Source organism: Salipiger pallidus, assembly GCF_014643635.1.
In the GTDB taxonomy this organism is placed as follows: Bacteria; Pseudomonadota; Alphaproteobacteria; order Rhodobacterales; family Rhodobacteraceae; genus Salipiger; species Salipiger pallidus.
In genome coordinates this window covers 27,280-46,624 of sequence record NZ_BMJV01000008.1, presented here as the reverse complement: position 1 = coordinate 46,624, position 19,345 = coordinate 27,280, and the positions used below count along the sequence as shown (strand labels likewise).

The window sequence follows — 19,345 nt, the reverse complement described above, 5'->3', positions numbered from 1 at the left end:
AATACGCACGGCACGCCCCCTCCACCCTAATGGCGCCGGAGAAACCGCGTGCCCTGACCACCGCTGCGCAGCATTGCGGCAAGCGGCCCGCCTCCGGCCCGCAAAAGCTCCGAACCGGCACCACTTACGAAAATGTCAGAAGGCCATCCGGCGATTCGCGTGAACACTGTTCACCGTGTTCCAGCCGGAGACCGCCCATGCCGTATCGCATCGCCACGCTTCTCGCCGCAGCCAGCTTCACCCTCCCGTCGTCCTTCATGCCCGCCGCCGCGCAGGAGGCTCGCCGCCCGTCCCACTGCATCGCCATCGCCGACGCAGCCCCCGGGATCACGTACCTGCACAAGGCCGCCTGGACGCAGCCGGTGCCGCAATACTCCGTGCGCCTGCACTACATCGGCCACGCCAGCTACATGATCCAGACGCCGGGCGGGCTTTCGGCCATCACTGACTACAACGGCTACATTGGTCCCACGACGATGGTCCCCGACATCGTCACCATGAACCACGCTCATGGCACCCACTGGACCGCCAATCCCGACCCCGCGATTCCAAATGTGCTCGAAGGCTGGGGCGAGTTCGGCATGGGGATCGAACATCACCTCGATCTCGGAGAAATGCTGATCCGCAACATCTCCACCGACATCCGCTCTGCCTACGGCGGCAGCGAGGATCACGGCAATTCCATCTTCGTCTTCGAAGTCGAAGGGCTCTGCATCGGGCATCTCGGCCACCTGCACCATGAACCCAATGATCGGCAATATGCCGCGCTGGGGCGGCTCGACGTGCTTATGGTGCCGGTGGACGGCGGCTACACCATGGCGCTCGATGCGATGGTGCGGGTGGTGGAGCGGCTGCGCAGTTCGATCATCCTGCCCATGCACTGGTTTTCGGGTCATTCGCTGGAACGCTTCCTCGCCGATGTGTCGGACCCCTTCGCAGTGCAGCGCCTCGACGGGCCGGAGCTGACGGTCAGCCTGCGCGACCTGCCCTCGCGCCCCACGGTCATGGTGCTTCAGCCCGAGTGGCTCACCGACTGACCCGCCCGACGCCAAATTCCTTCCAAGGAATTTGCGCCTGACGCAGCCGTCTCGCGCCGCCTCCCTTGGCAATCCCGCCGTTTCGCATCAGTCTCCGCCCCGCAACAGGAGACCGCGCATGCCACTCAACCCCGCCGATGACGCCTTCGCAGGCACCCTTGCACAGCACCTCCCCGAGGACACGCTCCGCCGGGCCGAGCCGCGCTATCTCGAGGAACCGCGCGGCCGCTGGCAGGGCAGCGCACTCTGGGTGGCCCTGCCCCGCAGCACGGACGAAGCCGCGATCATCGTGCGCGCCTGCAACGACGCCTCGGTGGCCATCCTGCCCTACGCCGGCGGCACCGGCCTCGTGGGCGGACAGATCACCGAGGACGGTCCGCCGCCCCTGCTGGTCTCGCTCGAGCGCATGAACGCCGTGCGCGAGGTCTTCCCACGCGAGAACGTGCTTGTGGCCGAGGCCGGCGCCATCCTTGCCGAGGTGCAGGCCGCGGCGCTGGAGCATGGCCGGCTGTTCCCCCTCTCACTGGCCTCTGAGGGCACCGCCCGCATCGGCGGGCTGCTGTCGACCAACGCCGGCGGGCTCAACGTGCTGCGCTACGGCAATGCCCGCGACCAGGTGCTGGGCATCGAGGCGGTACTGCCCGACGGCTCCATCCTCAGGGGACTGAAACGCCTGCGCAAGGACAACACCGGCTACGACCTGCGTCATCTGCTGATCGGCGCTGAAGGCAGCCTCGGTCTCATCACCGCCGCCGCGCTGAAGCTGTCCCCGGTGCCCGCCGGCACCGGCACCGCCTTCTTCACCGTGCCCGGCCCCTCCGCAGCGCTCGACCTGCTGGCCCTGGCCCGCGAACAGATTGGCGAGGGCATCAGCGCCTTTGAGCTGATCTCGCGCACCGGCCTCGATTTCCTGACCGAAGCCATCCCCGATCAGCGCCAGCCCTTCGACACACCGCCCGAGTGGTGCGTGCTGATCGAGCTGGGCCTCGCCAAGGGTCTTGACCCCGCCGAGGCGCTGCAGACGCTCTTCATGGAGGCCTTCGACAGGGGTATCGTCGAGGATGGGCTGGTGGCCCAGTCGGAACAGCAGCGGCAGGATTTCTGGGCGATCCGCGAACGCATCCCCGAGGCCAACCGCGTAATCGAGGCAATCTCGTCGCATGACATCTCGGTGCCGCTGGGCCTCGTGCCCGAGTTCATCGACCGCGGCGCCCCCCTGCTTGCGGCGATCGGGCCCTACCGGATCAACTGCTTTGGCCATCTCGGCGACGGCAACCTGCATTACAATGTCTTCCCCCCCAAGGGCGGCCGGCGTGAGGACCACTACGATCAGCGCGAGGCCATCAAGCGCACGGTGCACGACCTCGTGGCCGAGCTGAACGGATCGGTCAGCGCCGAACACGGCGTTGGACGGCTCAAGGTGGATGATCTGGAACGCTACGGCGATCCCGCCAAGCTTGCCGCCATGCGCGCGATCAAGGCGGCGCTGGACCCCAAGGGCATCTTCAACCCCGGCGCGGTGCTGCGCTCGGTCAGTTGATCCCCGACACCCGGAAGACGCAGCCGTCCGAGACCAGTTCGGGCGGCGTCAGGCACAGGCCTCGCGCCACGCTGAAGGCGGCCAGCACCTTGGGCACGTAGTCGCGCGTTTCGGAATAGGGCGGCACGCCCTTGTGCTTGGGGATCGAGTTTTCGCCCGCGTTGTAGCCGGCAAGCACCATGATGGGATCACCGTCGAAAGTCTCCATCAGGAAATCGAGGAATCGCACCCCGCCGGCGATGTTGTCCGCCGGGTCGAAGGCATTGGTCACGCCGAAGCGCGCGGCGGTGGCGGGCATAAGCTGCATCAGCCCCTGCGCCCCGGCGCCGCTCAGCGCATCGGCACGGCCAGCCGATTCCACCGACATCACCGCAAGGGCCAATGCCGGCGACACGCGGGTGCCCACGGTGGCTTTCAGCAGCTCCACCCCGTGCGCGGCCGCCATGGCCTGCAGATCCTGCAGCCGCGGCGCCGAAACACCGCGCCCCTGTGGTTGGGTCTGAAGCTTGATCAGCGCCGGTTCCAGCCGCCCCGGACCACTCAGATCTAAGGAGGGCGAGATCGCCTCCCAGAACCACGGGTAGGATCCGATTCCCTCGGCCCGTCCGGAGGGCGCCGCAGCCGCGGGCGCGGACGGCGCGGCGGGCGGCGGCGCCATGGCGGCCATCTGTTCCTCGGGATCAATCTGCACCGTGATGCGCCGTTTCGTCCCCGGCTTCGGGGGCGTCACACGCTTGGCACTGAACTCAGGGAAGGATGAAGGCTGTTCCGCGCTGACGGGAACAGTGCAAAGAGCAGCCGCAAGGGCCGCACATCCGAGAAGACGGAACATTGCTCGACCTGCCTGTGGTCATTGTCGTTGATGCGATCCTCGCATGAAAGCGTCGACATGCATACCAAGCCGTCACAATTGGCCGACTTGCGTGCCATTTTGGCCCGGCTTGCGGGGCAAACCAGCGTGCTCTTGCGGGAAAGACAGAAAATTACAGATCAGAGACAATGAGTTAGGTCGGTAATTCTCAAAAATCGATGTGTCACGAAAAACGCACGAGTTCCGTCAAAATGATGCCCGAATCCAAAGGCTATAACTGCCTATACCGCAGCGGAACGGGGCAATGAGAGAGGCCCACAACGAACTGCAGCGGTGACGTGAGCAACTGAAGACCACATCATCCTACGGAGAGAGACATGCTTAACTTCATCAAGAATTTCCGCAACGAAGAAGACGGCGCAGTGACCGTTGACTGGGTCGTGCTGACCGCAGCAGTTGTGGCCATGGCAATCGGCGCCCTGTCGACCATCGATACTGCGGCCAGCGACATGATTGCCGACATCTCCACCGGCATCACGACTGGCGCGATGCCCGACTAAGGCTTTTCGGGAAGTTCGGCTTTTGCCCGCCTGATATCTGATTTGCTTCATCAGGCCGTTTTTTGCGGCCTGGTGTTCTTACTTGTGTGAGAATGGTGATCTGATGCGTCGAGTTTTGATAAATTTCGTCCTCGATGAGACGGGCGCCGTCACCTTGGACTGGCTGCTGCTGACCGCCGCGATCGTCAGCTTTTCGGTAATCGGTCTGGCAGAACTACGGGAAAGCGCAGCCGAAGTCGAAAGCTCTACTGGCGCCGCCATCGCCGCCTACGGCGAGGAGCTGAACGGACACGCCGACTGAAGCGACATTCAGATCATCGCTTCAGCAGAATGGCTCGCCCGTAACACGGGGCCCCTGAAGGCTGAGCCTCCAGCTGTCTGCCGGGTCATGCGTGAAAGCCCGGCTGCGACAGAACATCAAATCCCCTCGCTCCAACGATGCCCTGTCACAATCCGGCAGAAAACCCACGCTCCTTGAACGGGCGGCGTCGTTACATCGCCACAAAGCGCCTCGGAACCTGACGCTCAGAGGCATGATGCGGCCACAATCATCTGTCAAAACACTTCATAAGCGCCCATCCTGACCTGGGTGCCCCGAGGCAGACATTAAGAGGTAATCCATGCGACTGGTATTCGGACTTGTGCTCATTGCAGGCATCGGCCTTGCGGGCCTTGCGGTTCACATGGCGCAGCAGCAGATCGGGGCCTACGAAGCCGCCCTCGACCAGGAGCGTCAGAAAGCCGTCACGGCCATCCCCACCACCATGGTCTACGTTACCGCCAAGCCAATTCCGCACGGCGAAACCATCAAGAGGGAGGACGTCAAGCTGGCGCCCTGGCCCACCGAGATTCTGCCCGAGAACGCCTTTACCGAGGCAAACCCCTTCTTCGAGGACGGCAAGCCACTGCGGGTCAGCCTGCGTGCACTGGACCAGTTCGAAGCGCTCATCCCCGGCCGCGTGAGCGAACCGGGCGGCGACGCGGGCCTTATCACCACGCGCCTCAAGCGCGGCGAACGGGCCTTTGCCATCAAGGTGGACGTCGCGTCGGGCGTGTCGGGTTTCCTACGGCCCGGTGACCGGGTCGACGTCTACTGGACCGGCCGCATGCCGGGCAATGATCCGAACCTGCCGCAAGGCGACGTGACCAAGCTGATCGAAAGCGGCGTGCGCCTCATTGCCGTTGACCAGACTGCCATTGCCAGCTCGGACGCCACCATCGCCCGCACCGTCACCGTGGCCATCAGCCCGCAACAGGTCGCCGGCCTTGCCCAGGCCCAGAGCACCGGGCGCCTGTCCCTTTCGCTTCTGGCCGCCAATGACGATACGGTCGCCGATGCCATCGAGGTGAGCCAGCGCGACCTGCTGGGCATCGTCGCACAGCAGCAGCAGGAAGCGGTCGTGCAGGTAACCCCCGAAGTCTGCAGCACCCGGGTGCGTCGCGGCGCAGAAGTGGTCGACATCCCGATCCCCTGCACCAACTGACCTCGCGCTGCCCCTCTGCTCCGGGGCGTGCCGACGGCAGGTCAGGACCGCCTGACCTGCCGCCCCACCATTCCGAGGGTCAGCCTCCGGGAGACCCGGGTAAACTTCCGCTCATGTTGCGGGATCTCCACATAAACCTCCGGTCCAAACCCGTTGTTTATTGCAAAAAAAGCCAAACTGACGCAGGCTTCGTGAAAAGGCAGGCGCAAGACCTGAATCCGAGGCGTGGCAAGAGGCAGGTCACATGACATTCGACAAGTACATCAAGGCAGCCCTCTTCGGGCTGACCCTGAGCGTCGGCCCGATGGCCGTGACCGCTCAGGCAGAGGCACTTCGCGTCGTCCAGACCGGCACCGAAAGCGTCCTTAACGTTCCGATGAACCGCGCGGTGGTGGTCGAAAGCGACCGGCCCTTCGCGGAACTTTCCATCGCCAACCCCGCCATCGCCGACATTTCATCGCTGTCGGATCGCACCATCTACGTGCTGGGCAAAACGCCGGGCACCACCACGCTGACGATTCTCGACGGCAACGGGCGGCTGATCACAAACGTCGACGTGCGCGTCGCTGCCGATGTCACGGAGTTCAAGGAACGCCTGCGCCAGATCCTTCCCAACGAGAAGATCGAGGTCCGCACCGCCAATGACGGCATCGTGCTGTCGGGCACTGTTTCCAGCTCGCAGAAACTGCAGCGCGCGCTTGACCTTGCACAGCGCTATGCACCCGAGCGGGTGTCGAACCTGATGTCCGTCGGCGGCGTCCAACAAGTCATGCTCAAGGTCCGTTTCGCCGAAATGCAGCGCACCGTGGCCAAGAACCTGCGCAGCTCGCTCAGCTTTGGCGGTCCGATCTTTGGCAACAACGAGATCACCGTCGGATCTGAAACCGGAACGTGGCTTGATGGCAACAACAGCTATGGAAGCCCGGTTGAAACCGCAGACGGCACCGAAGGCGCCTTCCTCCTGGGCTTCAACGGCGCCATCCAGGTGGGCGTTCTGCTCGAGGCGCTGGAACGCAAGGGCATGGTCCGTACGCTGGCCGAGCCGAACCTGTCGGCCCTCTCGGGGCAGGAGGCAAGCTTCCTCGCGGGTGGCGAATACCCCGTTCCGGTCAGCCAGGAAGACGGCACCCTGTCGGTCACCTACAAGCCCTTCGGCGTGGAGCTGAACTTCATCCCAACCGTGGTCGATGGTGATCTCATCAACCTGCAGCTCGAGGCAGCGGTGTCCTCCATCGACAGCGCCAACGGCATCACCACGGGCGGCATCACCATCGACGCGTTCCAGCGGCGCGAAACAAACACGACCGTGGAAATGCGCGACGGCGAAAGCTTTGCCATCGCTGGCCTGCTTCAGGACGACTTCACCGACCTCAACGCCCAGGTGCCGTGGCTCGGCGATATCCCGGTCCTTGGCGCGCTGTTCCGCAGCGCGGAATACGAACGCCAGCAGTCGGAACTGGTCATCATCGTGACACCGCATCTCGTCACTCCCGTCAGGGGCGATGCGCTGGTGCTGCCCACGGACCGCGTCCGCGCCCCGAGCGAGAAGGACCTGTTCCTCTTCGGCAAGACAAGCTCGGACGAACGCCGTCCCACCACCGGCGCCGCGGCAGAGGTTGCGAAGCAGGACTTCACGGGCTCTTATGGCTACGTGATGGACTGAAGCGGACAACAAGAGCGGAACTCATGAAACATATCGTCATTGCAGGGCTCGGCCTTGGTTTTCTGTCCGCCTGTGGTCCGTCCAGCGACCCCACGCTCAACCAGTTCTACGAAGAGGCCGGGTCCGTCGCGGATACCGGCAACTTCGGCAATGCCAACATGATCAACACCCAGATCATGAACGGCGATCGTAGCTACGTGCTCGACCTCGGCCAGCGCTTCGCCGAGGAAGTGCCCAGCATGGTCAACTTCGCCTTCAACAGTGCCGCGCTCGACGCCGGTGCCCGGGACACCCTGCGCGAACAGGCCGGCTGGATCAGGCAGTTCCCCGAGGTGCGCTTCCGCATCTACGGGCATACTGACGCGGTGGGCTCTGCCAGTTACAACAAGGCGCTTGGCATGAAGCGGGCCCAAGCAGTTGTCGGCTACCTGTCCACCCTCGGCATCTCGCGCTCGCGGCTCGAGGCGGTGGTGTCCTTTGGGGAAACCCAGCCTCTGATCAACACAGATGGGCGCGAGCGGCGCAACCGCCGCACGGTCACGGAAGTGTCCGGGTTCGTGGCGGGCCACCCCACCGTGCTCGATGGCAAGTATGCCGAGGTGATCTACCGCGAATACGTCCGCAGTGCACAACCGACGAGCAGTCTGCGCGGCACAACCACCGGTGCAATCGGCGGAGAATGACGTCCCGTTTGCGGGTTTGATCGTCCAAAGAAATCGTACAATTACGGTTTTTCGGCCCAAATGTCGCCCCGTTTTCCCGCGATCCTGACACCTGTAGGGAAGCCCTGACCCGACCGAGTCGGGCCAGGCTGACCGGAGATAGCAGAAGCATCCATCACTGCTTTTGCCCCCTCCGGATCTTCCCCAATAGGTAGAGGACGTGAGGCAATGACGAGTACGACTGCCCAGCATGATACAGCAAGCCCGATCGTGGCCTGCACGATCAGCCGGAATGTGCAGAACTTCGACCTTCTCATCGAGGACATGGAAGACATGCTCGGCGAGGGATGGGGAGACCTGGGCTTCGGTGAAGCCCTTGCCTTCCTGAACCAGCCTGACGCCGCCAGCCTCGAGTTCGTGGCCATTGCCATCGACGAGGACGACGAGGACCACCTTGGCCTGCTCGCCGAGGTGATCTCCGCCGCCCGCAAGCGCGATGTGAAGGTGGTCCTGATCGCCGAAGACGTAACGCCTGCCGCGCTGCACCAGCTCTTGCGCGGCGGTGCCAATGAATTTGTCCCCTACCCGCTTCCCGAAGGCGAGTTGCGCGCCGCGGTCGAACGCATGCGCCGCGCCTCCCTGCCCGTGCAGGTCGAGGCGCCGCACCGCGGGCGCCGCACCGGGGACAATGTCCAGCTGGACGGCGGCCGGGATGGCGTGCTGATCGGTGTGCAGGGGCTGGCGGGCGGTTGCGGTGCCACCACCTTCTCGGTGAATCTCGCGTGGGAACTGGCCAATGTTACAAAGGACAACCCGCCCCGGGTCTGCCTTCTGGATCTCGACCTGCAGTTCGGGTCGGTGGCGACCTACCTCGATCTGCCCCGGCGCGAGGCGGTGCTGGAACTGCTGAGCGATATAGAAACCATGGATGGCGACAGTTTCGGCCAAGCCCTCGTCAGCTTCCAGAACAAGCTTGAGGTTCTGACCTCGCCCTCAGACCTGGTGCCCATGGACCTGATCAGCTCCGAGGATGTGAAGGTGCTTCTGGATGTGGCCCGCGAGCATTTCGACTTCGTCGTGGTGGACATGCCCTCCATTCTCGCCAACTGGTCCGAGGTGGTGCTGAACGAAACGCAGATCTTCTTCGGCATTGTCGATCTCGACATGCGCTCGGCGCAGAACGCCCTGCGCCTGAAGCGGGCGCTGCTGGCCGAGGAACTGCCCTTCGAAAAGATCCGCTTTGCGCTGAACCGCGCTCCGAAGTTCACCGACCTGCAGGGCAAGAGCCGCGCCAAGCGCATGGCCGAAAGCCTTGGCATCCGGATGGACCTGCAGCTGAGCGATGGCGGCAAGCCCGTCTCCGTGTCCGGGGACCATGGTGTGCCCCTGTCCGAGCAGGCCCCCAAGAACCCCCTGCGCAAGGATATCGCCAAGCTCGCGGCCGAACTGCATGCCATCGGCCTGTCCGATGCCGAAGCCGCCTGACAAAAGGTTAGTTACCGATGTTTTCCCGTTACAAGAAGTCCGCAGGCAAGGCAGTGGAAAAGGCCGCAGACAAGGTGGCCGCCCCCGTGGGCGCCGGGCCGTCTGCCATCCCGATGCCCGCGCCCACTCCCGCACCTGCCAAGAGCATGCGCAAACCCAAGCCGGCCCGCCCGGCCGAGGCTGCGCCACAGAACAAGGAAAAGCGGCGCAAGGAGCGGCTGGGCGAGATCAAGCTGGAACTCCACCGCGCACTTCTGGACAACCTGAACCTTTCCGCCATCGACCAGGCCTCGGAGCGCGAACTGCGCGACGAGATCGGCTCCATCGTGACCGAATCCCTGTCCGAGAAGGGCATCGTCCTGAACCGCGAGGAACGCACCACCCTCAACCAGGAGCTCTACGATGAGGTGAAGGGCCTCGGCCCGCTCGAGACGCTGCTCAAAGACGAAAGCGTATCGGACATCCTCGTCAACGGGCCGCACCAGATCTTCGTGGAACGCGCCGGCAAGCTGGAGATGTCGGACGTGACGTTCAAGGATGAACGCCACCTGATGCGCATCATCGACAAGATCGTCTCGGCCGTGGGTCGCCGTGTCGATGAATCCAACCCCTATGTCGACGCCCGCCTTGCGGACGGCTCGCGCTTCAACGCCATGGTGCCGCCGATCGCGGTGGACGGCAGCCTCGTTTCCATCCGGAAGTTCAAGAAGGACAAGCTGTCCATCGACGACCTGGTGAGTTTCGGCGCGTTCACCGAGGAAATGGCCGTCTACCTGCAGGCCGCTGTGGCCACCCGCCTCAACGTCATCGTGTCGGGCGGGACGGGCTCGGGCAAGACCACCACGCTCAACGCCCTGTCCTCGTTCATCGACGACAGCGAACGCATCCTGACCATCGAGGACACGGCGGAACTTCAGCTGCAGCAGTCCCACGTGGGCCGCATGGAAAGCCGCCCGCCCAACGTTGAGGGCAAGGGCGCCGTCACCCCGCGCGACTGCCTCAAGAACGCGCTGCGGATGCGCCCCGACCGCATCATCGTCGGCGAGACCCGCGGCGAAGAGGTCATCGACATGCTGCAAGCCATGAACACCGGCCACGACGGGTCGATGACCACGATCCACGCCAACAACGCCCGAGACGGCATCTCGCGCCTCGAGAACATGATCGCCATGGCGGGCATCGAGATGCCGCTGAAGGCCATGCGGTCTCAGATCTCGTCGGCGGTCCACCTGATCGTGCAGGCCAGCCGCCTGCAGGACGGCTCGCGCCGCATGACCTCGATCACCGAGGTCACCGGCATGGAAGGGGACGTCATCTCCATGCAGGAAGTGTTCCGCTTCCAGCGCGTGGGTCTCACGCCCGACAACAAGATCATCGGCCACTTCACGGCCACCGGCGTCCGATCGCATTTCTCGGAGCGTTTCAAGATGTGGGGCTATGATCTGCCACCGTCGATCTACGAACCCTTCCGCCCGGAGTAACCGCTCATGCTGTCCGCAGAACTCATCGTATACGGCCTGATCTTCCTTGGCGTGCTGGTGCTGGTCGAGGGTGTCTACCTGGTGGCCTTCGGCAAATCCATCAGCCTGAACAACAAGGTGAACCGCCGCCTTCAGATGCTGGACAAGACCACCAGCCGCGAAGAGGTGCTTGCCAAGCTGCGCAAGGAGATGGACCAGCATCTCGAGAACCGGGGCATTCCGCTTTACTCCATCCTTGCCGATCGGGCACAGAAGGCAGCGATTGCTTTCACCCCGAACCAGCTTCTCATGATGATGGTCGGTCTTTGCGCCTTTGCCTTCGTCGGCCTGTCCATCGGCACCGAGGCCGCCCTGCCCGTCCGCGCCCTCATGGCAGTGATGATGGGCGTCGGCGGCGTCTTCATGTGGGTCAACAGCAAGGCCAAGAAGCGCCTTGCCCTGATCGAGGAACAGCTGCCCGACGCGGTGGAACTGATGGTTCGCAGCCTGCGCGTCGGCCACCCGTTCAGCTCGGCCATCGCCGTGGTGAGCCGTGAGCTCAAGGATCCGCTGGCCACCGAGTTCGGCATCATCTCGGACGAATCCACCTATGGCCGCGACATCGGCGAGAGCCTCAAGCACATGGCCGAACGGCTCGACATGCAGGATCTGCGCTTCCTTGCCGTTGCCGTGTCGATCCAGCAGCAGTCGGGCGGCAACCTTGCCGAAATCCTCGAAGGCCTCGCCAAGGTGATCCGCGCCCGCTTCCGCTTGTTCCGCCGGGTAAAGGCGATCACCGCCGAGGCTCAATGGTCGGGCAAGTTCCTGTCGGGCTTTCCGGTGGCCGTGCTGCTCGTCATCCAGCTGGCCGATCCTCATTATTACGACGAGGTACTCGATCACCCGTGGTTCATCCCCGCCTGCTTCGTGGTGGCGGTCTTCCTGGCAGTGAACCTGATCGTGATGCGCATGCTCGTGAATATCAAAGTCTGAGAGGGACCGACCCATGTTCGATACACTCAACACGATGCTCGTTGACATGTTCGGCCCCACCGGCCCGCTTATGGCAATCGTTGGACTGGCCCTCGTGCTGATCCTCGCCTCCATCCCGCTGCTGCTGGGCCAGAAGCCCGATCCCATGGACAAGCTCGCCAAGAGCGGCCGCACCAAGATCGACTCCGAAACCAAGGCGATCCTGCGAGACACCCGGCGTAACGCCAAGCTCAACAGGTATGCGCAGTATCTCGAACCGAAAAGCGAGGAAGAGCTGGGGGCCGTCCGCCTCAAGCTGCTTCAGGCGGGTTACCGGTCGCGAGATTCCGTGCGGCTCTACTACCTGTCGCAGATGGTTCTCGGCCTCGGGCTGCTGGGCGCGGGCATGATCTATTACTTCGTGGCCATCGACGGGCCTGACGCAACCCTCCAGCAGCAGATGATGTACATGGTCGGGCCCGGCGCGATCGGTTACATGGCTCCCAAGTACTGGATCAAAAAGCGCGTCGAAGAGCGCAAGCAGCAGATCGAGGATGGTTTTCCCGATGCCCTCGACATGATGCTTGTCTGCGTCGAGGCGGGCCAGTCGCTCGACCAGTCCATCGTGCGCGTGGGCTCGGAACTGAGAGCCTCCTACCCTGCCCTCGCGGACGAGTTCGACATCATCAGCCACGAAATGAAGGCCGGCAAGGACAAGTCCGTCGTGCTCAACGACATGGGCGAACGCTGCGGCGTGCAGGACGTGGCCTCCTTCGTCACCGTGCTGAACCAGGCGGCCAGCTTCGGCACCTCGATCGCCGACGCGCTGCGGGTGTTCTCGTCCGAGATGCGTGACAAAAGGGTCATGCGGGCTGAAGAAAAGGCAAACAAACTGCCGACAAAGATGACTTTGACCACTATGATGTTCACGGTGCCACCGCTTCTGATCATCCTTGTTGGTCCGTCGATCGTGAGCATCAGTGAACTCGGTAGTATGGGCAATTAACACATGCTTCCACCGCGGTCCGCCGCACTGTGCTTGACCTTGGTCCTGGCCGCCTGTTCTTCGGGCGGCCTTGAGCCGTCTGAGATACCCGTTTACGCCCCCGCCCTCGACCCGGGCGGTGAGGCGGTGGATGGCCTCGTCGTCGGTCATCGGCTGATGGCCGCGGGCCAGTACGAGCTGGCGCTCGACGCCTTCACCCGCGCCTCGGGCCGGCATGGCCTCACCCCCGAAGTCCTGAGCGGGCTTGGTGCCGCCAATCTGTCGCTGGGCCGGCTGCACCAGGCCGAACCCCAGATGCGCCGTGCCGTCGCCGAAGATCCCGACTGGGCCGAGGCCTGGAACAACCTCGGCGTGCTGCTGATGGAAAAGGGCGAGGTGGCTGAAGCCTCGGAGGTCTTCCGCCGGGCCTATGCCGCGGACAACGGCGAAAGTGACGCGATCCGCGACAATCTGCGCTTGGCGCTCGCAAAGATGGAAAATTCCGGCTATGCTGACGCTCAGGAAGAAGAATATGCGTTGGTGCGCCTGGGTGGCGGCAGCTACCTGATCAAGCGCGCCTTCTGAAGAGGCAAGAGCAGTAAAAGGACGCAAAATGCGCCACCCTATCCTTCTGGCCCTCTGCGCCGCAGGGGCGCTTGGTCTTTCCGCATGTGACAGGTCCATCGACAAGGACGCCATCGACAAGGAGTTCGCAGAGGTGAACGCCATCGACGGCAGCGGCCTCAACAGCCTGATGCTGACCGCCGGAGACCCCGACGAGGCGGTGGCATATTTCCAGCGCGCAGAAGGCATCGAGCCGGGCCGGATCGACCTGATGCGCGGTCTTGCCAAGTCGCTCGTCCGTGCCAAGCGCAGCACCGAGGCAGTATCCGCATGGCAGCGTGTCACCGCCCACGAAGCCTCTACCGCCGAGGACAGCGTAGAATATGCCGACGCGCTGATCCGCAACAACGAATGGCCCCGCGCCGAAGAGGTTCTGAACGCCGTCCCCCCCACCCACGAGACCTACCAGCGCTATCGTCTCGAGGCGATGATCGCCGACGGTAACAAGGAATGGAACAAGGCCGACAGCTTCTACGAGATCGCCGTGGGCCTGACCACCAAGCCGGCGCCGGTGCTCAACAACTGGGGCTATTCCAAGCTGACCCGTGGTGATTACGCCGGTGCCGAAAAGCTGTTCTACGAAACGCTGCGCCACGATGGGTCCATGTTCACCGCCAAGAACAACCTCGTTCTCGCCCGCGGTGCCCAAGGCAACTACACGCTGCCGGTGCTGCAGATGACCCAGACCGAACGGGCCGAGCTGCTCAACACCCTCGGCCTTGCCGCGGTCAAGAGCGGTGACGTGGAGATCGGGAAGGGCCTGCTGCGCAACGCCATCGAAACCCACCCCCAGCATTTCGAGTCCGCCGCCACCGCGCTGGCCGCTCTCGAGGGCTGAGCCGGACCGACCGGGGCGATGCTGTCCATATCCTCCTCGGCAGCCATCTGGTTCGCACCCTTCGTGCTGCCGGTGTGCCTGTATGTCTGCTTCAATGACATGCGCGAGCTGCGGATCTCCAATGCCACCAACATGGTGTTGCTGGCGATCTTCGTGCTGGTGGGCCTGATCGCCCTGCCCTTCTCCGACTATCTGTGGCGCTACGTTCACGTGGCGGTGGCACTGGTGGTGGGGATGGCGCTCTATGCCGGCAGAGCCATGGGGGCCGGGGATGCCAAGTTCCTGCCCGCTGCAGCGCCGTTCATACACCTTGGAGACGTGCGTTTCCTTGTGGCGCTTCTGGCTGCGGCGACCCTCGCCGCTTTTCTCAGCCACCGCGTCGTGCGCTGGACCGGCCTGTGGAAGCTGGCCCCCGGCTGGAAAAGCTGGAACAGCGGCAAGCGCTTCCCCATGGGCCTGGCGCTTGGCGGAACCTTGGCGATCTACATCGTGCTGGGGATTATCTACGGCAGCTAGGCCCCACTGGTAGCGGTCGACACGAAACCTTGACCATTTTGACCTCAGCTTGGGCCTGCGCACCGCTACCCCAGGCGGGGATCTGTCTCAGAGCGGCTTGAATGTTGATCAGACCGCTTGTCCTGTTCGCGCTCGCCGTGACGCCGACTTACACGGGGGCGCAGGCTCCGGCAGAAGCGCCCGCATCCTGCTGATGGGCGGTTCCTGTTTGTCACCGACCAGTCCTTTGCCGCTGCGTTCAAGGCAGCGCTTGGGCTGGAGGTCATCGACCGCTCGGTTGGAGGGGCGCGGATGATATACGCCCTGCCACCAGCGGTGCGGCGGGCCTCGACATCGAGAGACAATACCAGCCCGAACGCTGGGGCTGAGTTGCGCTCAACGGTGGCGACAATGACCCGTTGGTGGGCTGCGGCCGCAACCTTTTGCGACCCCAGGCTCGAGCAGAAGATCGAGGGCGATGGCACCATGGGGGCGATCCCCGCGACCGTCGCGCCGCTTTGGGCCGAGGGGGCAAGGGTGGTCTACGCCGGCGACCTGCGCAGCCCCGGGCACAGGCGCGGTGATCGGCAGTGACTGGCGGATACACTCACGCGCGACTTGACTTGATGGCAGGGCGGGACCAAAGCGTGGCATTCATCTCCATGGCTAACCTCGTGCCCCATGGCGACCGGTCCTTCCATGGCCCTGACCTTGCCCCCCGTCGCCCAAGGGCAGTGCGCCCAAGGCGCACGGGATCACCGCGCAGATCATAGGCGAGATCCCCGGGCAGACCGCCGTGTAGAAGGTCGGCAGGGTCACCGGCGCCATGCCCTGTCTGCCACGCCGCCGGTTTTCCCAAGTCCCTCCCCAACCGCGCCACAAAGATGCTGTTTCCTCTGCTGACACAAACCCCGAGAGGCGAGCAGAGATGAACATGGAAACCAGCGGCGTTCTGGCCCCGCCGCCGCCAAAGCGGATAGAAGAGCTGCAGCTGCCGCAGGTGTTCATGCGTGACATCGCGCTGAAAACCATCTTTCGCAAGAACGCCAACACCGCCAGCTATCTGGCAAAGGCCATCTGCCTGCCGATCGGCATCACCCAGGAGCTGATCGACATCGCCCGCTCCCAAGGCCTGCTCGAGGCGATGGGGACGCTCAACGCCAATGCAGGCGGCGAGATGCCCTACCATCTTACCGACAGCGGCCGGGCGCGCGCGCTCGATGCGCTGTCGCAGTCCGAGTACTTCGGCGCCATGCCCGTGCCGATGCACGTCTATGCCGAACAGGTGAAACGCCAGTCGATCCGTAACCTTCAGATCAGCCGTGAGCAGTTGCTGCGCGCCATGGGCCACCTCGTGCTGCCCGAGCACCTCATCTCGCATCTCGGCCCTGCGGTGGGCGCGGGCCGCTCGATCCTCATGTACGGGCCGCCGGGCAACGGAAAATCCTCGATTTCCAACGGCATCCGCGATGCCATGGGCGACAAGATCTACGTGCCCCGCGCGGTGGAGTACTCGGGCCAGGTGATCTCGGTTTACGACCCCATCGTGCACAGCGCCGCCGAGGAAGTGGCTGAGAACCCCACCCAGCTGCGCAGGAACACGCGGTTCGATCCTCGTTACGTGCTGTGCCAGAGACCCACGGTGATCACCGGGGGCGAGCTGTCGTTGAACATGCTCGATCTTGTCTACAACCCCACGGCCCGCACCTACCAGGCGCCGCTACAGTTGAAATCGACGGGAGGCATCTTCATCGTAGACGACCTTGGCCGTCAGGCCGAGCCGCCGCAGAAGCTGGTGAACCGCTGGATCGTGCCGCTCGAGGAATCCAAGGACATCCTCTCGCTGCAATCGGGCGAGAAGTTCGAGGTCCCCTTCGACACTCTGGTGATCTTCTCGACCAACTTCCATCCGAACGAAATTTTCGATCAGGCAGCGCTGCGGCGGATTTTCTTCAAGATCAAGATCGACGGCCCCAACCAAGAGGATTTCCTCAAGATCTTCGCGCTGGTCGCCCGAAAGAAGAAGCTGCAGCTCGACGAGGGGTCGCTGGTCCACTTGCTCAAGTCGAAATACCCGACAGTCAACAACATCTACGCCAACTACCAGCCGGTGTTCCTCGTGGACCAGATGCTGGCGATCTGCGACTTCGAGGGCTGGCCCTACCGGATGACCCCCGAGCTGGTTGATCGGGCCTGGGCAAACATGTTCGTCAAGGATGAGCTCATCGTTAAATGACCCATTCAGGCGGGCCGAAACGGCCCGCCCGACCCGCCTTTGGCAGGCTAAAGAAGCGGTGGCAGTACCGTGTGAAAAAACGTGATTTTTCCGCTTGACCCCGACCGCCCGTCACCGTAATCACCGCCCACGGTTTGGCGGAGTAGCTCAGTTGGTTAGAGCAGCGGAATCATAATCCGCGTGTCGGGGGTTCAAGTCCCTCCTCCGCTACCAAACCCCCCCTCGATACAATGACCTGATCGACACCGCTGTGACGGCGCTCATCGCGGTCTTTGGCGCTCGTTTGACACGCTCGCCTTTGACCCAGCCTTGCGTTTCAGGAATTTTCCGTGGCAGCGACCCGCCTCCCTTGAGAGCTTGCTTCCACCATCGCAGACCTGACGCCGTTGACGTCCTACGCGGTGAAGCGCCCGCATCGTCAACGCAGCCCCGCATCAGCGCGCGCTACGCCCCGAGGCGTCCAACCAGCTAGCCTAGGGGTGAATGGGTCTCTCAGCCGCAAGGCCGCGCCGCATGTCCGCAAGGCGGCCGGCAAACACACGCGGCCTGATAGGACCGGCAGCATGGAAAAGGCCACAGGATCTTGCCCTTTCCGGTACAGAAGCCCTGAAAGAGGCACCCTCAGACAGAGCGGCATCCTGCAGGCCACCATCGTGGATCATGCCCCCTTGAACGGGTCAGAAAGGCCCCACGCCACCATCGCGGCGCAGGGCAATAGCTCAGGCTGCGCCGCCGGGGCGCAGGCCCTTTTTCTTGAACCGCTCGAGGCTGAACGGTGCGGGATCGAAGGTGGGGGTGACGCCGCGCACGAGGTCCGACACCAGCTGACCGCCGCCCGGGCCCGAACCGAAGCCGTGGCCCGAATAGCCCGAGGACAGGAAGAGGCCCGGCACTTCGGAAACCGGGCCGATGGCCGGGATCGCGTCGGGAGTCGCGTCGATCATGCCTGCCCACGTGTGGGTCAGCTTCGCTGTCTTGAAGACCGGGAAGGCGCGAGCAAGGTTCTTCAGCGCATGGCGGTTGTAGTTGTCCATGGGCTGCGGGTCGAGCGTGCGATTCGCCTCAAAGACGCCCGGTGTGTCGAGACCCCACTTGCGGGGCATCGAGACCTCTTTCATGAACTCGCCGTTGAGGCGGATCTGGATCTCGCGCCAGCTCGACATCAGGGTCGGCAGGTAGGTATTCAGCAGGCGGAAGCTGTCGGGCGTGATCGAGGCCACGTTCCAGTTGCGCCGCGCCACCGTGTAGCCGCCATCGAGCCGCTTGCGGAACGAGAAGTCGCCGCCGCCCACGGGCATGTCGCCTGCATCGCCGTCGATCTCGACCCGCGCCACGGTGCCATGCAGTTTCAGCTGCGGGAAATTGACGCCCTTGTTGCCGAGGAACATGCGCGACCATGCACCGCCCGCGAGGATGGCCCGCTCCGTGCGGATAACGCCCTTCTCGGTCACCACCTCCGACAGGTGCCCGGCGCTGGTTTCTACACCGCGCACGGCGCAGTTCTCAACAATGACGGCGCCCAGTTTGCGCGCTGCCATGGCCATCTGCGGCACAGCACGCCACGGCTCGGCGCGGCCGTCGTTGCTGGTGTGCAGGCCAAACTTGAAGTAATCCTTGGCGATGCCCGGCAGTTTGCGTGCGAGACCCGCAGGATCAAGCCGTTCCGACGCCATGCCGATGCGGTCAGCAAGATCAGCCCAGTCGGCGAATTCCTTCACCTCGCGCGGGGTGCGGCAGACATAGGTGATGCCCGTTTCGCGGAAGCCGGTGTCGATGCCGAAGCGCTTGTCGAGCCCGCGCCAGATGTCGAGGCTGCCCATGGTGAGCGGAAGTTCGACCGGGTCGCGGCCCATCTGACGGACCCAGCCCCAGTTGCGGCTTGATTGCTCGCCGCCGACCACGCCCTTTTCGCACAGCACGACCTTAAGGCCAGCCTCCGCAAGGAAAAGCGTCGCGGTCACGCCTGCGATGCCGCCGCCGATGATGACCACGTCCGCCGCTTCGGGGGGCTGCGCGTCAGTTTCGATGCGCTGGATCACGTCGAGTATCATTTGGTAGGTCCGTTCCTGTATTCGGCCATGCCCATCGGGGCACCGCACATTGACGACTCAATGGTTGCTCTTTTGCGATAGAAAGTGAAGCATTTTCAGAGCTAATCCCCTATAATGCGCGGAAACATGCACATAAAATCACTAATTTTGCGCAGAAACCTCCGGATTTGGATTGAACAGCGTTCGGACACGCTTTCAGAGCCAGTCTACTTGGCCGTTTCAGCCTTGAGGCGGCACGCAAGGGCCTCGGCTGACCGAAACACCGCATCATATTGGCGTTTCGTGCATCAAACTTCCATGATGGCGCATGATGGCGCCATAACAGGATCTGACACCGACCGTATCCCGCTGCAGCGTCCTGCGTGGGAATGCGGGTGGCGGGGCAGTCTCCGCCCCTTCTGCGCCGTCGCCCCTGCGCCGGGGCCTGACCAACGAATTCCGC

The 19,345-nt window shown here is 63.6% G+C and carries 18 protein-coding genes and 1 tRNA gene; 17 read left to right on the top strand and 2 right to left on the bottom strand.

The window, feature by feature from the left end:
* Positions 1-257: 257 nt before the first annotated feature.
* Together IEX41_RS17285 and IEX41_RS17280 are read left to right on the top strand one after the other, a co-directional pair.
* Complete coding sequence (locus tag IEX41_RS17285; protein ID WP_188791696.1) at positions 258-1,037, top strand: MBL fold metallo-hydrolase; 780 nt, start codon at positions 258-260, stop codon at positions 1,035-1,037.
* Positions 1,038-1,155: 118 nt separating this feature from the next.
* The gene (locus IEX41_RS17280; RefSeq protein ID WP_188791572.1) at positions 1,156-2,577 is read left to right on the top strand and encodes an FAD-binding oxidoreductase; all 1,422 of its coding nucleotides are present in this window, start codon (positions 1,156-1,158) and stop codon (positions 2,575-2,577) included.
* Here the strand turns inward: IEX41_RS17280 and IEX41_RS17275 are convergent.
* Positions 2,570-3,409: a lytic transglycosylase domain-containing protein gene (locus tag IEX41_RS17275; protein ID WP_188791571.1), complete on the bottom strand. Its 840-nt coding sequence runs from the start codon at positions 3,407-3,409 to the stop codon at positions 2,570-2,572. The two genes, IEX41_RS17280 and IEX41_RS17275, sit on opposite strands and share 8 nt — an antisense overlap.
* 356 nt (positions 3,410-3,765) lie before the next feature.
* Between IEX41_RS17275 and IEX41_RS17270 the strand changes: the two genes are divergently transcribed.
* The 15 genes from IEX41_RS17270 (at position 3,766) to IEX41_RS17200 (ending at position 17,065) form a co-directional block, all read left to right on the top strand.
* On the top strand, positions 3,766-3,948 hold the full coding sequence (locus tag IEX41_RS17270) for a hypothetical protein (protein ID WP_188791570.1): 183 nt from the start codon (positions 3,766-3,768) through the stop codon (positions 3,946-3,948).
* Between the two features lie 103 nt (positions 3,949-4,051).
* Positions 4,052-4,249, top strand: a complete 198-nt coding sequence (locus IEX41_RS17265; RefSeq protein ID WP_188791569.1) for a hypothetical protein — start codon at positions 4,052-4,054, stop codon at positions 4,247-4,249.
* 319 nt (positions 4,250-4,568) lie between these two features.
* Positions 4,569-5,432, top strand: a complete 864-nt coding sequence (gene cpaB / locus IEX41_RS17260) for a Flp pilus assembly protein CpaB (RefSeq protein ID WP_188791568.1) — start codon at positions 4,569-4,571, stop codon at positions 5,430-5,432.
* A 244-nt stretch (positions 5,433-5,676) separates the two neighbouring features.
* Complete coding sequence (locus tag IEX41_RS17255; RefSeq protein WP_188791567.1) at positions 5,677-7,095, top strand: type II and III secretion system protein family protein; 1,419 nt, start codon at positions 5,677-5,679, stop codon at positions 7,093-7,095.
* Positions 7,096-7,118: 23 nt separating this feature from the next.
* Positions 7,119-7,778: an OmpA family protein gene (locus IEX41_RS17250; protein WP_188791566.1), complete on the top strand. Its 660-nt coding sequence runs from the start codon at positions 7,119-7,121 to the stop codon at positions 7,776-7,778.
* A 207-nt stretch (positions 7,779-7,985) separates the two neighbouring features.
* Positions 7,986-9,242, top strand: a complete 1,257-nt coding sequence (locus IEX41_RS17245) for a CpaE/TadZ family protein (RefSeq protein WP_188791565.1) — start codon at positions 7,986-7,988, stop codon at positions 9,240-9,242.
* A 17-nt stretch (positions 9,243-9,259) separates the two neighbouring features.
* Complete coding sequence (locus IEX41_RS17240; RefSeq protein WP_188791564.1) at positions 9,260-10,723, top strand: TadA family conjugal transfer-associated ATPase; 1,464 nt, start codon at positions 9,260-9,262, stop codon at positions 10,721-10,723.
* Between the two features lie 6 nt (positions 10,724-10,729).
* Positions 10,730-11,695 carry a type II secretion system F family protein gene (locus tag IEX41_RS17235; protein ID WP_188791563.1) on the top strand — a complete coding sequence of 322 codons (966 nt, stop codon included), beginning with the start codon at positions 10,730-10,732 and terminating at the stop codon, positions 11,693-11,695.
* Positions 11,696-11,708: 13 nt separating this feature from the next.
* Entirely contained in the window at positions 11,709-12,680 is a 972-nt protein-coding gene (locus tag IEX41_RS17230) for a type II secretion system F family protein (RefSeq protein ID WP_188791562.1), read from the top strand.
* 3 nt (positions 12,681-12,683) lie between these two features.
* The gene (locus IEX41_RS17225; protein ID WP_188791561.1) at positions 12,684-13,244 is read left to right on the top strand and encodes a tetratricopeptide repeat protein; all 561 of its coding nucleotides are present in this window, start codon (positions 12,684-12,686) and stop codon (positions 13,242-13,244) included.
* A gap of 28 nt (positions 13,245-13,272) precedes the next feature.
* Positions 13,273-14,121, top strand: a complete 849-nt coding sequence (locus IEX41_RS17220) for a tetratricopeptide repeat protein (RefSeq protein WP_188791560.1) — start codon at positions 13,273-13,275, stop codon at positions 14,119-14,121.
* An 18-nt stretch (positions 14,122-14,139) separates the two neighbouring features.
* Positions 14,140-14,637, top strand: a complete 498-nt coding sequence (locus IEX41_RS17215) for a prepilin peptidase (protein WP_188791559.1) — start codon at positions 14,140-14,142, stop codon at positions 14,635-14,637.
* 390 nt (positions 14,638-15,027) lie between these two features.
* Positions 15,028-15,210: a hypothetical protein gene (locus IEX41_RS17210; RefSeq protein ID WP_188791558.1), complete on the top strand. Its 183-nt coding sequence runs from the start codon at positions 15,028-15,030 to the stop codon at positions 15,208-15,210.
* A 334-nt stretch (positions 15,211-15,544) separates the two neighbouring features.
* Positions 15,545-16,852 (top strand): DUF8689 domain-containing protein, encoded by a 1,308-nt coding sequence (locus tag IEX41_RS17205; RefSeq protein ID WP_188791557.1) that lies wholly within the window; start codon positions 15,545-15,547, stop codon positions 16,850-16,852.
* Positions 16,853-16,988: 136 nt separating this feature from the next.
* Positions 16,989-17,065: transfer RNA gene (locus IEX41_RS17200), tRNA-Met, on the top strand.
* 506 nt (positions 17,066-17,571) lie between these two features.
* Here IEX41_RS17200 and IEX41_RS17195 read toward each other — a convergent pair.
* Positions 17,572-18,903 carry an NAD(P)/FAD-dependent oxidoreductase gene (locus IEX41_RS17195; RefSeq protein WP_188791556.1) on the bottom strand — a complete coding sequence of 444 codons (1,332 nt, stop codon included), beginning with the start codon at positions 18,901-18,903 and terminating at the stop codon, positions 17,572-17,574.
* Positions 18,904-19,345: the final 442 nt, after the last annotated feature.